Below are 14,735 nucleotides of genomic sequence, written 5' to 3' on the forward strand. Positions count from 1 at the left end.
CGCGAGCAAGCCCGCTCCCACAGGGGTTTGCGACGGTCGCAGAACCTAAGTTCACTCAAGACCCTGTGGGAGCGGGCTTGCTCGCGAAGGCAATTAATCAGTCACCGCCTGACTCTGCTCATCCGCTTCGTCAAGAACCCAAACATCTCCTGCCGCATCGCCAGCGCCTCGTTCGCCAAGTGATGCCGCCCCTCAGGCAACATCAACACCTGCGGCCGGTCGAACTTGCTGCGCAGCACGTTCAGGTTGTGCACCCAATCCACCGTCATGTCCGCCTCCCCCTGCACGATCAAGGGCTGGCGCGGGCTGCTCGGGGCGGCTTCGATACGCTTGATCCATTGCCCCAACGCGCCCACCCACGCAGTAGGCAGGCGCAGCGGTTGCAACGGGTCGGCTTGCAAGAAAGGCAGGAACTGCGGGTCGGTGGAGTTCTCGCTGAAACGCCGGGCGATGCCGGTCACGAAGGGCTTGAGCAGGTAATAACTCAGGCGCGACCAGCCCCAGGCCCGCGGCCGTACCAGGGGCGACAGCAGGATGACCTGGCCCTGGGCCGGGCTCTGCGCGCCGTGGTTGAGCACGTGATCGACCACGATGGCGCCGCCAGTGCTTTGCCCACACAAGTGCCAGGGATGCGGCAGGTCCAGCGTCGCGGCCTCGGCCAACAGGCCCTGCAAGGTGGCCTGGTACTCGGCGAAATCGCCGATGCTGGCGCGTTCGCCGCTGGACAGGCCATGGCCCGGCAGGTCGCAGGCGATCACCGCGAATTTCTGCTCCAAGGCCCACTCGATCAGGTGCCGGTACAGCCCCATGTGATCGTAGTAACCGTGGAACACAAACAACGTCGCCACGGCTTTTTCCGGCCACCAGACCTGGCTGACCACTTCATACCCGCCCACCTCGAAACGCCCTAATCCCTTGCGCACACTGCGCTGGGGGAAATCCAGCCCATAGAACCGCTGGTAGGCCCGGGCTTGCTCGGACAGGGCTTGCCACTGGGCCAACGGTTGCAGGCTGGCACGCAGGAGATCGGGATCGAAAGTGGCAGGCATCAAGAGTTCCAGACAAAGGCGCAGCGCGCGAAACAGACTTTACAGGCCTGCGATATTCATCTGTCGCGGCAAGCATGGCAAGCTACGCGGCCTCAGAGGATCGACTCCATGCGCCCGTCCCACCGCACGACCTTGCTTGCCAGCCTGCTCGCCCTCGGATGCGCCATCGTATTGTGGGTGGCCTACGACTGGTTCCAGGGCCGTTTCCTGCGGGCCTTCAGCCAACACACCGCGATATTTTCCGGCGACCCTCTGCGCCTGCCCGCCGACCTGGCCGGCCCCGGCGCGATCCGCCTGGTGCATTTCTGGGACCCGGCGTGCCCGTGCAACGTCGGCAATCAGCAACACCTCTCTGAACTGGTGGATAAATACGTACCGCAAGGCGTCGAGTTCTATGCGGTACAAAAGCCCGGCAGCCACGGTCAGTTACCGGCCACCCTGAACAACCTCAAGCCGCTCCCAAGCCTGCCCGGCTCCAGCCAGATCCCCGCCAGCCCGGCCGTGGCGATCTGGGATCGCAGCGGCCAGCTCGCGTATTTCGGCCCCTACAGCGAAGGCCTGACCTGTAATTCGAGCAACAGCTTCATCGAGCCGATTCTTGAAGCGTTGAGCGGCGGCCGGGCGGTGAATGCGACGCATACGATGGCGGTGGGTTGTTATTGTCCGTGGGCCCCGTCGGACAAATGAAGAAACCCACTTCAGATAATTAAGATGGGTTTGCCTGCTCAGGCTTACGCCCTTGTGATGCACTGGACACTGCGGCAATCTGATCAAAGTCGAGGTAGCGCTTCAACGCTTCAGGCATTTTCACCGAGCCATCAGCACACTGATAATTTTCTAAAATAGCCACCATCGTTCTACCCAATGCGGATGCAGTACCGTTAAGGGTATGAACATACCGATTACTTTTTGAAGCAGAATCTCTGTACTTGATATTCAGTCGCCGAGCCTGGTAATCCGTACAGTTACTGGCGGAGGTAATCTCACCGTACTCCCCCGAGATGCCCTTCCCTGGCATCCAGGCTTCAATATCGTACTTCTTATACGCAGGCGCCCCCAAATCACCCGTGCAGTTTATAACGACCTTATAGGGAACTCCCAGTTCACTATAGATTTCTTCTTGCAGCTCAAGAATCTTGTCATGGTATTTAACGCTATCCTCTGGCTTACATATTACGAACAGCTCCAACTTCTCAAACTGATGCACCCTATACAGTCCTTTACTGGACCTTCCCGAGGCGCCGGCCTCACGCCTAAAACAATGACTTTCGGCAATGTAGAGCAAAGGCAATCTAGATTCATCAAGAATGTCCCCAGCGTGCATGCCCGCAACACAAATTTCAGCCGTAGCAATAAGGCTTTTATCAAGCCCATCCAGACCATACGTATTGCTTTCCTCACCCTTTGGAGCGAACCCGACCCCCTCCAAAATATGGTTGTAAGAGATATCCGGCGTTTGCAATGGCGTAAACCCGGCTTTCACTGCCTTATTAAAAATGAATCCTTTAAGTGCATGCTGGAGAAAAACCGCTTGATTTTTCAAAAAATAAAATTTCGCACCGGACACCTTCGTGCCCGAATCAAAATCGATCAAATCCAGCTCTTGACCTAGTTGGACATGGTCCTTATGGCAGAACCCAAACTTTGGCGCTTGGCCTTTGAACTTGACAGCTAAATTATCTTCATCACTTTCGCCTACAGGCACATCGGGGGAGGTCCAATTGGGTAGCTGGCGCGAAAGCAAATCAAAGTCCTCAAGGAGCACGTTGTAAGACTCCTTGGCGCGTAGGATATCCCCCTTCAGCGTCGACGCCTCAGAATGCTCATATTGAAACTCACTCTTCAACGAATCATTTCTTATAGTTTTGGAAATCGCGTTTAACTTGCGCTGCATTTCTTCCAGGCTCTGCTTTTGCGATTTCACTGTGTCGTACAAACAAAGAAACTGATCCACATCAAAACGCACCCCCCGTGCGGACAAGTTAGCCTTCATTCCTGCAACGTCTTCTAAAACTTGTTTGATATTGATCACCTACCCTCTCCGCATTAAGTTTACCACCCGATTTACGCACAACCTCAGACCACATGAGGAAGAAAAAAATATCCAGCCACATTAACCACAAAAAAAGAAACGCACGTGGTAGCCAGAAGTACTAGATTAAACTTCTGCACCGACACACCATAGGCTTGCGCAAAGATGAAAGTATTTTTTGGAGAAGGCATTGCCGATATCAGTATCAATGAAAACAACAGCAACCCAGACAATCCAAAAATGTACTGTCCCACCACGAAAGAAATCGCGGGGTGCAAAAAATTCTTTATAAACACACCCAGCACTATTTCATTACAGTCGTTTCTCATAGTTGACGTTACGCGACCAGCATAGAACGAAGCACCCAATGCTATTAGTGCAATAGGCGCCGCGGTATCAGCAATCATGTCCATGCTCTCGATAATAAAAAAATCTGTATCGATCATGTGCGGGAGCTTAATTTGCGAAATGAGCGACCCCGTCAACGCGGAAATGATCAATGGATTTTTGAACACGACCAGCAGGGTTTTCTTTAGAAAAGCGCTCAAAGAACCAATTTGCGAAAAAGAGGAAACCTCCATGACAAATACCGAAATGCTCGTAAGAACAACGGACTGAAAAATAATTATTGGCACAACCAAAGCCGAGTCTCCCAACAGCAATATGAAGATAGGCACTGCCAAAAAAGCGGTATTGGTTTGCCCAACAGCAATAAAATTTAAACCCACCTCCACCAGACTCTTCTTCAGGCAAACTTTATATATGACATAAATCATGATCCACAATACAAAGATACCCAAACCATACGCCTGAACATAAGCATCTACATTGACGTCTGGCGTGTAGTCGGACCTCAGCGTCGTCAAAAAAATCTCTACGGGGAGCGCAACATAAAAAACATAGTCACTCAGTACTTCATCAGCACCGCGACGCACGAGACCAGCAAACGAAAGCAAACAACCTAACAATATCAAAACAAATATTGACAACGTTGAGCTCAGCGACAACATCAACATAAGTAGTCCACCCTGCCGTTCAGCAACAACCAAACGAACGAACACACCCAATAAAATCCATTATTCTTCCGACGACTTACAAAGCAATAGACGCGACAAGATCATGCTTGTGCGAAACACCTAAAAGTTTTCCCTTGTGGTCAACGACCAAAATTGCAGACACATCAATACCTATACAGTCTGCAATCAGCTCGCCCTCATGCACGCATCTTAAATTAACCTCCATAACATCCGAAATTTTAAGACCAGCAACACTATCATTCCCCTTGAACACTCGAGCCATATCCCCATCTGTAAACACTCCCAAAGGCCGAGAGAAGGTATCTACCACGACGACAAATCCAAGGCGCTTATTCGCCATATAACTAACCGCATCCAAGAACAATGTATCAGGCGGTAGCGCAGGGACTTTATCCCCCCTCACCATCACGTCACGAACTTTCACCGTCAGCACCTTGCCTAGATTTCCGGCGGGATGATTCCTTGAGAACTCTTCCTTCGTGAAGCGCTTGATTTTCATCAGCACCATAGCAATGGCATCTCCGACACCTAATGTGGCGCTAGAACTTACGGTTGGCGCAAGATTATACGGACAGGCTTCCCTATCAACTTTCAACGCCACATGCGCATTTGTCTTACATGCCAATTCCGAATTTGAGAAATTTGTCAACGCTACGGTATTCACACCCAGATCATGAAGATATGGAAGCAGAGACAAAACCTCCTCACTTCTACCGCTATAAGATATTAGTACTGCGAGGTCATGCGCCGTAATCATGCCCAAGTCCCCATGCTTAGCCTCGGATGGGTGTATAAAAAAGCTGGGCGTCCCCGTAGAGGCTAGACTTGCCGCAATTTTCTTACCGACATGGCCACTTTTTCCAACACCAAGAATCACCACGTGTCCCTTGCAGGCCAATATAAGTCGAACCACATCGACAAAACCGTTACCCTCCAACTCATCGGAAAGTTTTATCAATGCCCGCCCCTCACTGATTAACACCTCTCTCCCCAAGGTTAGTAGATGCCTGTCAGACCCCATTTCTGACAACGATTCATCATTCATGGATTCTTATCTCCTTACGGTCGACATTCGGATCATTGACCAACAGAGCTCCATCCCTGTAATGACTTCTTCGATAAAATGTCACGAAAAGACTATTTCTCTCATAAGAAACACTGGGATGGTGTGCAGCGCCATGCCAGCTATCGTCTGATCTCAAAAAAGCAAACGCCACATTAGGCTCATAAGGAATTTTTCTAAACTCTTCAAAGCCACCTTCACTTTTTACAAACAGCCCAAGCCCTGATTCTTTATAATCCGCACCTTCTGGCAAATACCATCCAAATGTCATCGCCTTTTCAACAATATCCGTATGCGGAGGCAAATCAAAACCGGCAAAGTCTTTATACAAATGCGGATAAGGTGTCACCTCAAGATCAGAACCAAATTTTCCTAGTAAAAGACGCTTGAAGGGTTCACTACAAAGAAGCTCAACAACCTCAATAGCAACTTTAGACCCCGAAAAAACCTTACCAAGGTCAATCGAAATTCCTTCCAGAGACAAAGGTAATTCAAATCGCGTCGAACTCCCATTTCTCAAGGTGCTTTTATGCATCAAGGGCTTGTATAAATCCAACGCTGGCAAGCTGGAAATAAACTCTCTGTATAATTCTGCTGGAACAAAGTCCTTTACTTCAAAAAAACTGAACGGCTCTCTCACCAGTTCAGCGCCTGTTACTTTTTGAGAAACATACTCCATGAGTCCCGACATACCCACCTCCATACGGCTTTCTCGAGATCCATCTCAACATGAATGAAAAATTTAACCACCCCATCTTTTATAGGCCTTGCCCACACACCCAGCAACGGAATCCTTGTAGTTAAATTCCCAAAGAATCGAAGGAAACTTCTTACACTCAATTTGTTTTAGTAGGAATCAAGTCGCGGGCCGGGTTATTATTTTTTTCAAGATCAATGCCCTACACTGTTTATCGATACCCATCGGTATTTAGGAAAAGGACTTTTATGAAACGCACCCTCATCGCCTTCCTCTCATTGATCGTCACCACGATCATCGTCGCGGGCGGCTACCTCTACAGCAAGCAGCCCACCCGCCAAGGCACGATGCAGGTGCAAGGGCTGCAGGGCTCGGTGACGGTGCGCTACGACGAGCGCGGTGTGCCGCATATTCGCGCCGAGAACGAAGCCGACCTGTACCGCGCCCTCGGTTATGTCCATGCCCAGGATCGGCTGTTCCAGATGGAGATCATGCGCCGCCTCGCCCGGGGCGAGCTGGCCGAGGTGCTGGGGCCGAAGCTGCTGGACACCGATAAGCTGATGCGCAGCCTGCGTATCCGCGAGCGTGCCGCGACCTACATCACCGAGCAGGACCCGCAATCCCCCGCCTGGGTCGCCATGCAGGCTTACCTGGACGGTATCAACGCCTACCAGGACAGCCACACCCGTCCCGTGGAGTTCGACGTGCTGGGCATTCCCAAGCGCCCCTTCACCGCCGAAGACACCGTGAGCGTCACCGGCTACATGGCCTACAGCTTCGCCGCGGCCTTTCGCACCGAACCCCTGCTGACCTATGTGCGCGATGTGCTGGGTGCCAACTACCTGAATATTTTCGACCTCGATTGGCAGCCCCAGGGCGTACTGGCCGAAGGGCGCAAGGTCGGCCTGCCCCTGGCCGCCGCCGACTGGAAGGACCTCAACGCCCTGGCCCGCCTGAGCGAGCAGGCCCTGGCCGACAATGGCTTGCCGCAGTTCGAAGGCAGCAACGCCTGGGCGGTCGCCGGCAGCCGTACCCGCAGCGGCAAGCCGTTGCTGGCGGGCGACCCGCACATTCGTTTTTCCACGCCGTCGGTGTGGTACGAGGCGCACCTGTCGGCCCCCGGCTTTGAGCTCTACGGGCAATACCAGGCATTGCTGCCCTTTGCGACGCTGGGCATGAGCAAGGATTTCGGCTGGAGCGTCACCATGTTCCAGAACGACGACCTGGACCTGATCGCCGAGAAGGTCAACCCGGACAATCCCGAGCAGGTCTGGTATCGCGACCAATGGGTGGACATGACCCGCAGCGAGCAGCAGATCGCGGTCAAGGGCCAGGCGCCGGTGACGCTGGTGCTGCGCCAGTCGCCCCACGGTCCGATCGTCAACGATGCCCTCGGCGCGAACGCCGGCAAGACTCCGGTCGCCATGTGGTGGGGATTCCTGGAAAGCCGCAACCCGATCCTCGACGCCTTCTACCAGCTCAACCGCGCCGACACCCTCGCCAAGGCCCGCGGCGCTTCGGCCAAGATCCACGCACCGGGGCTGAACGTGGTCTGGGCCAATGCCAAGGGGGACATCGGCTGGTGGGCCGCTGCGCAATTGCCCAAGCGCCCCGCCGGCGTGAAGCCTGGCTTCATTCTCGATGGCAGCAGCCCGGAGGCGGAAAAGGAAGGTTTCTATCCGTTCAGCAGCAACCCGCAGGAAGAAAATCCGGCGCGGGGCTACATCGTCTCGGCCAATTTCCAACCGGTGCCGGCCAGCGGCATCGAGATCCCCGGCTACTACAACCTTGCCGACCGTGGCCAGCAACTCAACCACCAGCTCAGCGACAAGCAGGCGAAGTGGGACCTGGAAAGCACCCAGAAACTGCAGTTGGGCACCACCACCGCCTACGGTCCTCGCCTGCTTGCACCGCTGGTGCCGGTGCTGCGTGGGGTGGTCAGTGACCCACAGCAACGCAAATGGGTGGAACAATTGGCCCAGTGGCCGGGCGATTATCCCCTGGACTCCATCAGCGCCACGCTGTTCAACCAGTTCCTGTTCAACCTGGCCGATGCCGCTCTGCACGATGAACTGGGCGACGGGTTCTTCGAAACGGCCCTGTCGACCCGGGTGATCGACGCGGCCCTGCCACGCCTGGCAGCCGCAGAGGACTCACCGTGGTGGGACGACCGCACGACCCTCGGCACCGAGACCCGTGCCGACACCGTTAAAAAGGCCTGGGACAAGAGCCTCGCCCATCTGAAGGCCACCCTCGGCGAAGACGCCACGCAATGGCAATGGGGCAAGGCCCACACCCTGACCCACGGCCACCCGCTGGGCCTGCAAAAGCCCCTGGACCGGATCTTCAACGTCGGCCCGTTCGCCGCGCCCGGCACTCACGAAGTGCCCAACAACCTCTCCGCCCGGATCGGCCCGGCGCCGTGGCCGGTGACCTACGGGCCTTCGACCCGGCGCATCATCGACTTCGCCGACCCGAGCCACAGCGTCACCGTCAACCCGGTAGGCCAGAGCGGCGTGCCTTTCGACAAGCATTACGAGGATCAGGCCGAGGCGTACATCGAGGGGCTGTATCACCAGGCGCACCTGGCCGAGGAAGAAGTGACGGCCAACACCCATGGCACCTTGAAGCTGTTGCCGGCCCGGACGCCCTGAATCGGGCGTGCAGGACTTTTTTCATCGTTAGCCGGGCTTGATCGTCATGGATGGTCAAGACTACAGGGGCACACTTGCCCGTCTCTTCCACAGGAGTCAACGCTATGTTCAACAACTGGTCCGAGCTGCTGCCCACCATCAAGAGCGCCTTTGGTGCCCTGGGCAAAAGCAATCCGAAGATGGTCAAGGCCTACATGGCCTTGGACGAAGCCGCGGCGGAGAACAATGTGCTCGATGCCAAGACCCGGGAACTGATCTCCATCGCCGTCGCCATCACCACGCGCTGTGACGGCTGCATCGGCGTACACACCGACGCCGCCATCAAGGCCGGCGCCACCCGCGAAGAAATCGCCGCCACCCTGGCCACGGCAGTGTCCCTCAACGCGGGCGCGGCCTACATCTACTCCCTGCGAGCGCTGGAGGCTCATGACGCGTTGAAGAAGTGACGGGCCAATAACCCCACAGGTCGCTATCGTCGGATCGCCGCCCGGAGCAAGCTCGCTCCCACAGGATTTACTGGTGATCAATCCATGGTGTGATGATTTGGAAGCTTTTGTGGCGAGGGAGCTTGCTCCCGCTGGGTCGCGCAGCGCCCCCAAAAAAAGCGATGAGCGCTGCGCACTCAAGCGGGAGCAAGCTCCCTCGCCACAGGACCGTGGCGTTCCCAAAAACTTGTGGGAGCGGGCTTGCTCGCGAAAGCGGTGTATCAGCCAACATGAATGTTGAATGTACCTCCGTCTTCGCGAGCAAGCCCGCTCCCACATTGGGTGCCAGTATCGGGTCAGACCGGCGCGGTCTCGGCCCGGCGGACTTCCGGTTGTTTCCAGGAATCGGCGGCGCTTTCTTCGATGGCTTGCTGGATCGCGCGCTTGCGATTTTCTTCGGCGCGGCGGCTGAAGTACCAGACCAGGAAAGTCACCAGCGACACCGCCAGCAGAATCAGGCTCGCCACGGCGTTGATTTCCGGTTTCACCCCCAAGCGCACGGCCGAGAACACTTCCATCGGCAAGGTCGTCGAACCAGGACCGGAGACGAAGCTCGCCAGCACCAGGTCGTCCAGGGACAACGCAAAGGACATCATGCCCCCCGCCGCCAGCGATGGTGCGATCATCGGGATGGTGATCAGGAAGAACACCTTCCACGGCCGCGCACCGAGGTCCATGGCCGCCTCTTCGATGGACAGGTCCAGCTCACGCAAGCGTGCCGAGACCACCACCGCCACATAGGCCGCACAGAACGTGGTGTGGGCGATCCAGATCGTGACGATGCCACGCTCCTGGGGCCAGCCGATCATCTGCGCCATGGCCACGAACAGCAGCAACAGCGACAGGCCGGTGATCACTTCCGGCATCACCAGCGGCGCGGTGACCAGGCCGCCGAACAGCGTGCGGCCCTTGAAGTGGGTGATGCGGGTCAGCACGAAGGCCGCCAGCGTCCCCAGGGCCACCGCGGCAATCGCCGTGTAGCAGGCGATTTCCAGCGAGCGCATCACCGAGCCCATCAACTGGCTGTTGTCCAGCAGACCGACGTACCACTTGACCGACCAGCCGCCCCACACCGTCACCAGTTTCGAGGCGTTGAACGAATAGATCACCAAGATCAGCATTGGCGCGTAGATGAACAGCAAACCCAGCACCAGCATCAGGCTTGAAAAACTGAAGCGCTTCATTCCTTGCCCTCCATTTCTTTGGCCTGACTGCGGTTGAACAGGATGATGGGCACGATCAGGATCGCCAGCATCACCACCGCCAGGGCGGACGCCACCGGCCAGTCACGGTTGTTGAAGAATTCCTGCCACAGCACTTTGCCGATCATCAGGGTTTCCGGGCCACCCAGCAGTTCCGGGATCACGAACTCGCCCACCACAGGGATGAACACCAGCATTGCGCCTGCGATGATGCCGTTCTTGGACAGCGGCACGGTGATTTTCCAGAAGCTGTTGAAGGTGCTCGAACCCAGGTCGGAGGCGGCCTCCAGCAGGCTTTGGTCGTGTTTGACCAGGTTGGCGTACAACGGCAGGATCATGAACGGCAGATAGGAGTAGACGACCCCGATATACACCGCCAGGTTGGTGTTGAGGATCTGCAGAGGCTCGCTGATCCAGCCCATGCTCATCAGGAAGCCGTTGAGCAAGCCGTTGTTGCTGAGGATGCCCATCCACGCATAGACGCGGATCAGGATCGCGGTCCAGGTCGGCATCATGATCAGCAGCACCAGCACCGTCTGCATCTCTTTGCGGGCATTGGCGATGCCGTAGGCCATCGGATAACCGATCAGCAGGCACAGGACCGTGCTGATCAAGGCCATCTTCAGCGAGCCGAGGTAGGCGGCGATGTACAACTCGTCCTCGCTCAGCATCACGTAGTTGGCAAGGTTGAGCAGCACCTGCAGCTTCTGGTCGACGTAGCTGTAGATCTCGGTGTAGGGCGGAATGGCCACGTCGGCTTCGGCGAAGCTGATCTTCAGGACGATGAAGAACGGCAGCATGAAGAACAGGAACAGCCAGATGAAAGGCACCCCGATGACCAGTTGGCGGCCACCGGGTGTTATTCGATCGAGTCGGCGTTTGAGTTTGCGCATGTTCATGAGCGAAGCACCACGCCGCTGTCGTCTTCCCACCAGACGAACACCTGGTCGCCCCAGGTCGGACGCTGGCCACGGCGTTCGGCGTTGGCGACGAAGGATTGCACGAGCTTGCCGCTCGGCAGTTCGACATAGAACACCGAGTGGCCGCCTAGGTAGGCGATGTCATGGACCTTGCCGCTGGACCAGTTGTGCTCGCAGGTCGGCTGCTCGGACGTGACCAACAGTTTCTCCGGGCGAATGGCGTAGGTCACGGACTTGTCCTGCACCGAGGTGCTGATGCCGTGGCCGACGTAGATGCTGCGGTCCAGGTCCTTGCAGGTCAGCACCGCGTGGCCTTCGGCGTCGTCCACCACTTCCGTCTCGAAGATGTTGACGTTGCCGATGAATTCGCAGACCAGGCGGCTGGTCGGGGTTTCGTAGATGTCGATCGGGCTGCCGATCTGGGCGATCCAGCCCAGGTGCATGATCGCGATGCGCTCGGCCATGGTCATGGCCTCTTCCTGGTCGTGGGTCACCATGACGCAGGTCACGCCGACCCGCTCGATGATCTCCACCAGCTCAAGCTGCATTTGCGAACGCAGCTTCTTGTCCAGGGCGCCCATCGGCTCGTCGAGCAGCAACAGCTTGGGCCGCTTGGCCAGGGAACGGGCCAAGGCCACACGCTGGCGCTGGCCGCCGGACAGTTGGTGCGGCTTGCGCTTGGCGTACTGGCTCATCTGCACCAGCTTGAGCATCTCCGCCACGCGGGCATCGATCTCGGCTTTCGGAATTTTGTCCTGTTGCAGGCCGAAGGCGATGTTCTGCGCCACGGTCATGTGGGGGAACAAGGCGTAGGACTGGAACATCATGTTGATCGGCCGCTCGTAGGGCGGCATGTCGGTGATGTCCACACCGTCGAGGAAAATCCGTCCCTCGGTGGGCCGCTCGAAACCGGCCAGCATGCGCAGCAAGGTGGATTTGCCCGATCCCGAACCGCCGAGCAAGGCGAAGATCTCGCCTTTCTTGATTTCCAGGGACACATCGTCCACGGCAATCGTCTCGTCGAACTTCTTCGTGACCCGGTCGATTTTGACCAGCACCTGCTTGGGTGTCTGGTCGCCCTCGAGGGCTTTCTTATAGGCGCCGGAGGCAACTGCCATTTACGAAACTCCCACAGAATTTGCAGTTCGCCCCAAGGAGGCGAACAAGAGTGTTGACGTTTATTTACCCGATTTGACCTTGGTCCAGCTGCGGGTCATGAGTCGTTGGATCTTGGGCGGCAACTCGGAGTTGACGTAGAGCTTGTCGACGACCGCTTGCGGTGGATAAACCGCTTCATCGGTGCGTACTTTCTGGTCCATCAGTTCGCCAGCCTTGGGGTTCGGGTTGGCATAACCGACAACGTCGCTGACCTGGGCGATGACCTCAGGCTTGAGCACATAGTTGATGAAGGCATGGGCTTGCTTGACGTTGCCGGCATCACGGGGAATCGCCAGCATGTCGAACCAGAGGTTGCCGCCTTCCTTGGGAATCACGTAGGCGATGTCGACGCCCTTGCCGGCTTCGCTGGCACGTTCGCGGGCCTGGAAGATGTCCCCGGAAAAACCGGCGGCCACGCAGATCTCGCCATTGGCCAGGTCGGAGATGTATTTGGAGGAGTTGAAGTAGGTCACGTAAGGCCGGATCTTGAGGAGTTGGGCCTCGGCCTTCTTGTAGTCTTCAGGGTCTTCGCTGTTGGGGTTCAGGCCCAGGTAGTTGAGCATCGCCGGAATCATCTCGTCACCCGAATCGAGGAACGAAACGCCGCAGCTGGACAGCTTCTTGATGTTTTCCGGCTCGAACAGCATGGCCCACGAATCGATCTTGTCGACACCCAGGACTGCCTTGATTTTCTCGACGTTATAGCCGATGCCGTTGGTGCCCCACAGGTAAGGCACGGCGTACTGGTTGCCCGGGTCGTTCTTTTCCAGGCGCTTGAGCAGCACCGGGTCGAGATTGGCGTAATTGGGCAACTGCGCCTTGTCGAGCTTCTGGAAAGCCCCGGCCTTGATCTGCTTGCCCAGGAAGTGGTTGGACGGCACGACCACGTCGTAACCGGTGCGCCCCGCCAGCAACTTGCCTTCCAGGGTTTCGTTGGAGTCAAACACGTCATACACCGGCTTGATGCCCGTGGCTTTTTCGAAATCCGCCAGGGTGGTCTCGCCGATGTAGTCCGACCAATTATAAATATGCACAGTGGAGGCAGCCTGGACACTGACGGCGAGCGTCAGGCCGGCGCCCACCAGCAAGGCGTTGCGTAACAAAGAAAAGACTGGCACGTGGAGGTCCTCTTAAATAGTTGGGCCCAAGTTGCCCCCGTTACGTGACCCTTGCTGGGGCCCTGCAACAAAACCGGCGCGCAACTTACCCTCGATAAACCGATCCCGCAAAACTTTTAGTTATTTATGGGCTCCTGTTGCCGCCGCCGCGCTGGCCGCGACAACAGGAGGGTGCTTCAGGCCGGCTTATTTACCGGATTTGATCTTGGTCCAGCTGCGGGTCAGGATCCGCTGGGTCGCGGCTGGCAAGTCGGCGATGGCGTACAGCTTGGCCTTCACTTCGTCCGATGGATAAATGCTCGGGTCACCGGAGATTTCCTTGTCCACCAGAGCGGTGGCGGCCTTGTTGCCGTTAGGGAAACGCACGTTGTCGGTGATCTCAGCCATGACTTCCGGCTGCATGATGAAGTTCATCCACTTATAAGCGGCCTCGACGTTTTCGGCATCCTTGGGAATGGCGACCATGTCATAGAACGAACCGGCACCTTCCTTCGGAATGGTGTAGGCCACTTTCACTTTGCCGCCAGCTTCGGCAGCGCGGCTCTTGGATTGCTCGATATCACCCGAGTAACCCACGGCGACGCAGATGTTGCCGTTGGCCAGGTCGGAAATGTATTTGGACGAGTGGAAGTAACCGATCGATGGGCGCAACTTGAGGAACAGCGCCTCGGCCTCGGCCAGTTGCTTCTTGTCTTGGCTGTCGGTCGGATAACCGAGGTAATGCAGGGCCACCGGAATCATTTCGGTTGGCGAATCGAGGAAGCTCACACCGCAGCTCTTGAGCTTGGCGATGTTCTCGGGCTTGAGCAGGGTGTCCCAGGAGTCGATCTTGTCGACGCCCAATGCGGCCTTGACCTTCTCGGGGTTGTAACCGATGCCGATGGTGCCCCACATGTAAGGGAAGGCATGTTTGTTGCCCTGGTCGCTGGCATCGCCGACGGCCTTGAGCAGGTCGGTGTCCAGGTTCTTCCAGTTAGGCAGCTTGGACTTGTCCAGCTCCTGGTAGACGCCGGCCTTGATCTGCTTGGCCAGGAAGTTGTTCGACGGCACCACGATGTCATAACCGGATTTGCCAGCCAGCAACTTGGCTTCCAGGGTTTCGTTGCTGTCGAACACGTCGTAGACGACTTTGATCCCCGTTTCCTTTTCGAACTTGGCAACGGTGTCCGGCGCAATGTAGTCGGACCAGTTATAGACGTGCAGCACTTTGTCGTCCGCCTGGACGGCGCCCGCCATCACGCCCATCAGGGACATGGCGAGGAGGGTCTTGCCAGCTATCTTCATACCTAATGCCTTCATGGATTGATGCTCCAATTATTC

The 14,735-nt window shown here is 56.7% G+C and carries 13 protein-coding genes; 3 read left to right on the forward strand and 10 right to left on the reverse strand.

The window, feature by feature from the left end; all coding sequences use genetic code 11:
* Window positions 1–101: 101 nt before the first annotated feature.
* Window positions 102–1,049, reverse strand: coding sequence for a phospholipase BipL (gene bipL, locus HU715_RS23990; RefSeq protein ID WP_186707558.1), 948 nt, complete (start codon window positions 1,047–1,049; stop codon window positions 102–104).
* 108 nt (window positions 1,050–1,157) lie between these two features.
* Between bipL and HU715_RS23995 the strand changes: the two genes are divergently transcribed.
* Window positions 1,158–1,736, forward strand: coding sequence for a DUF6436 domain-containing protein (locus HU715_RS23995; protein WP_186707559.1), 579 nt, complete (start codon window positions 1,158–1,160; stop codon window positions 1,734–1,736).
* A gap of 19 nt (window positions 1,737–1,755) precedes the next feature.
* Here the strand turns inward: HU715_RS23995 and serS are convergent, their stop codons facing one another.
* From serS to HU715_RS24015, 4 genes are read right to left on the reverse strand one after another with little or no spacing between them, the layout of a single operon-like run.
* A complete protein-coding gene (gene serS / locus HU715_RS24000; RefSeq protein ID WP_186707560.1) occupies window positions 1,756–3,081 on the reverse strand; it encodes a serine--tRNA ligase in 1,326 nt (441 codons plus the stop codon).
* A 44-nt stretch (window positions 3,082–3,125) separates the two neighbouring features.
* The gene (locus HU715_RS24005; protein ID WP_186707561.1) at window positions 3,126–4,142 is read right to left on the reverse strand and encodes an AEC family transporter; all 1,017 of its coding nucleotides are present in this window, start codon (window positions 4,140–4,142) and stop codon (window positions 3,126–3,128) included.
* A gap of 31 nt (window positions 4,143–4,173) precedes the next feature.
* The gene (locus HU715_RS24010) at window positions 4,174–5,163 is read right to left on the reverse strand and encodes a KpsF/GutQ family sugar-phosphate isomerase (protein ID WP_186707562.1); all 990 of its coding nucleotides are present in this window, start codon (window positions 5,161–5,163) and stop codon (window positions 4,174–4,176) included.
* Window positions 5,156–5,872: a hypothetical protein gene (locus HU715_RS24015; RefSeq protein ID WP_186707563.1), complete on the reverse strand. Its 717-nt coding sequence runs from the start codon at window positions 5,870–5,872 to the stop codon at window positions 5,156–5,158. Before HU715_RS24015 ends, HU715_RS24010 begins: the two co-directional genes overlap by 8 nt.
* Window positions 5,873–6,126: 254 nt before the next feature.
* On the opposite strand from HU715_RS24015, the gene HU715_RS24020 reads away from it, so the two are divergent.
* Both HU715_RS24020 and HU715_RS24025 read left to right on the forward strand, forming a co-directional pair.
* Complete coding sequence (locus HU715_RS24020) at window positions 6,127–8,532, forward strand: penicillin acylase family protein (RefSeq protein ID WP_186707564.1); 2,406 nt, start codon at window positions 6,127–6,129, stop codon at window positions 8,530–8,532.
* A gap of 104 nt (window positions 8,533–8,636) precedes the next feature.
* Window positions 8,637–8,978, forward strand: coding sequence for a carboxymuconolactone decarboxylase family protein (locus tag HU715_RS24025; RefSeq protein ID WP_014340738.1), 342 nt, complete (start codon window positions 8,637–8,639; stop codon window positions 8,976–8,978).
* A gap of 335 nt (window positions 8,979–9,313) precedes the next feature.
* On the opposite strand, the gene HU715_RS24030 is transcribed toward HU715_RS24025, so the two are convergent.
* The 5 genes from HU715_RS24030 to HU715_RS24050 all read right to left on the reverse strand — a co-directional run bounded on the left by HU715_RS24030 (window position 9,314) and on the right by HU715_RS24050 (window position 14,699).
* Window positions 9,314–10,201 (reverse strand): ABC transporter permease subunit, encoded by an 888-nt coding sequence (locus HU715_RS24030; protein WP_186707565.1) that lies wholly within the window; start codon window positions 10,199–10,201, stop codon window positions 9,314–9,316.
* Entirely contained in the window at window positions 10,198–11,118 is a 921-nt protein-coding gene (locus tag HU715_RS24035; protein WP_186707566.1) for an ABC transporter permease subunit, read from the reverse strand. Before HU715_RS24035 ends, HU715_RS24030 begins: the two co-directional genes overlap by 4 nt.
* Entirely contained in the window at window positions 11,115–12,257 is a 1,143-nt protein-coding gene (locus HU715_RS24040; protein ID WP_030138093.1) for an ABC transporter ATP-binding protein, read from the reverse strand. Before HU715_RS24040 ends, HU715_RS24035 begins: the two co-directional genes overlap by 4 nt.
* A gap of 60 nt (window positions 12,258–12,317) precedes the next feature.
* Complete coding sequence (locus HU715_RS24045) at window positions 12,318–13,415, reverse strand: polyamine ABC transporter substrate-binding protein (RefSeq protein WP_186707567.1); 1,098 nt, start codon at window positions 13,413–13,415, stop codon at window positions 12,318–12,320.
* A 186-nt stretch (window positions 13,416–13,601) separates the two neighbouring features.
* Window positions 13,602–14,699: a polyamine ABC transporter substrate-binding protein gene (locus HU715_RS24050; protein ID WP_186707600.1), complete on the reverse strand. Its 1,098-nt coding sequence runs from the start codon at window positions 14,697–14,699 to the stop codon at window positions 13,602–13,604.
* Window positions 14,700–14,735: the final 36 nt, after the last annotated feature.

The sequence above is a fragment of the Pseudomonas zanjanensis genome, assembly GCF_014268745.2.
GTDB lineage: Bacteria > Pseudomonadota > Gammaproteobacteria > Pseudomonadales > Pseudomonadaceae > Aquipseudomonas > Aquipseudomonas zanjanensis.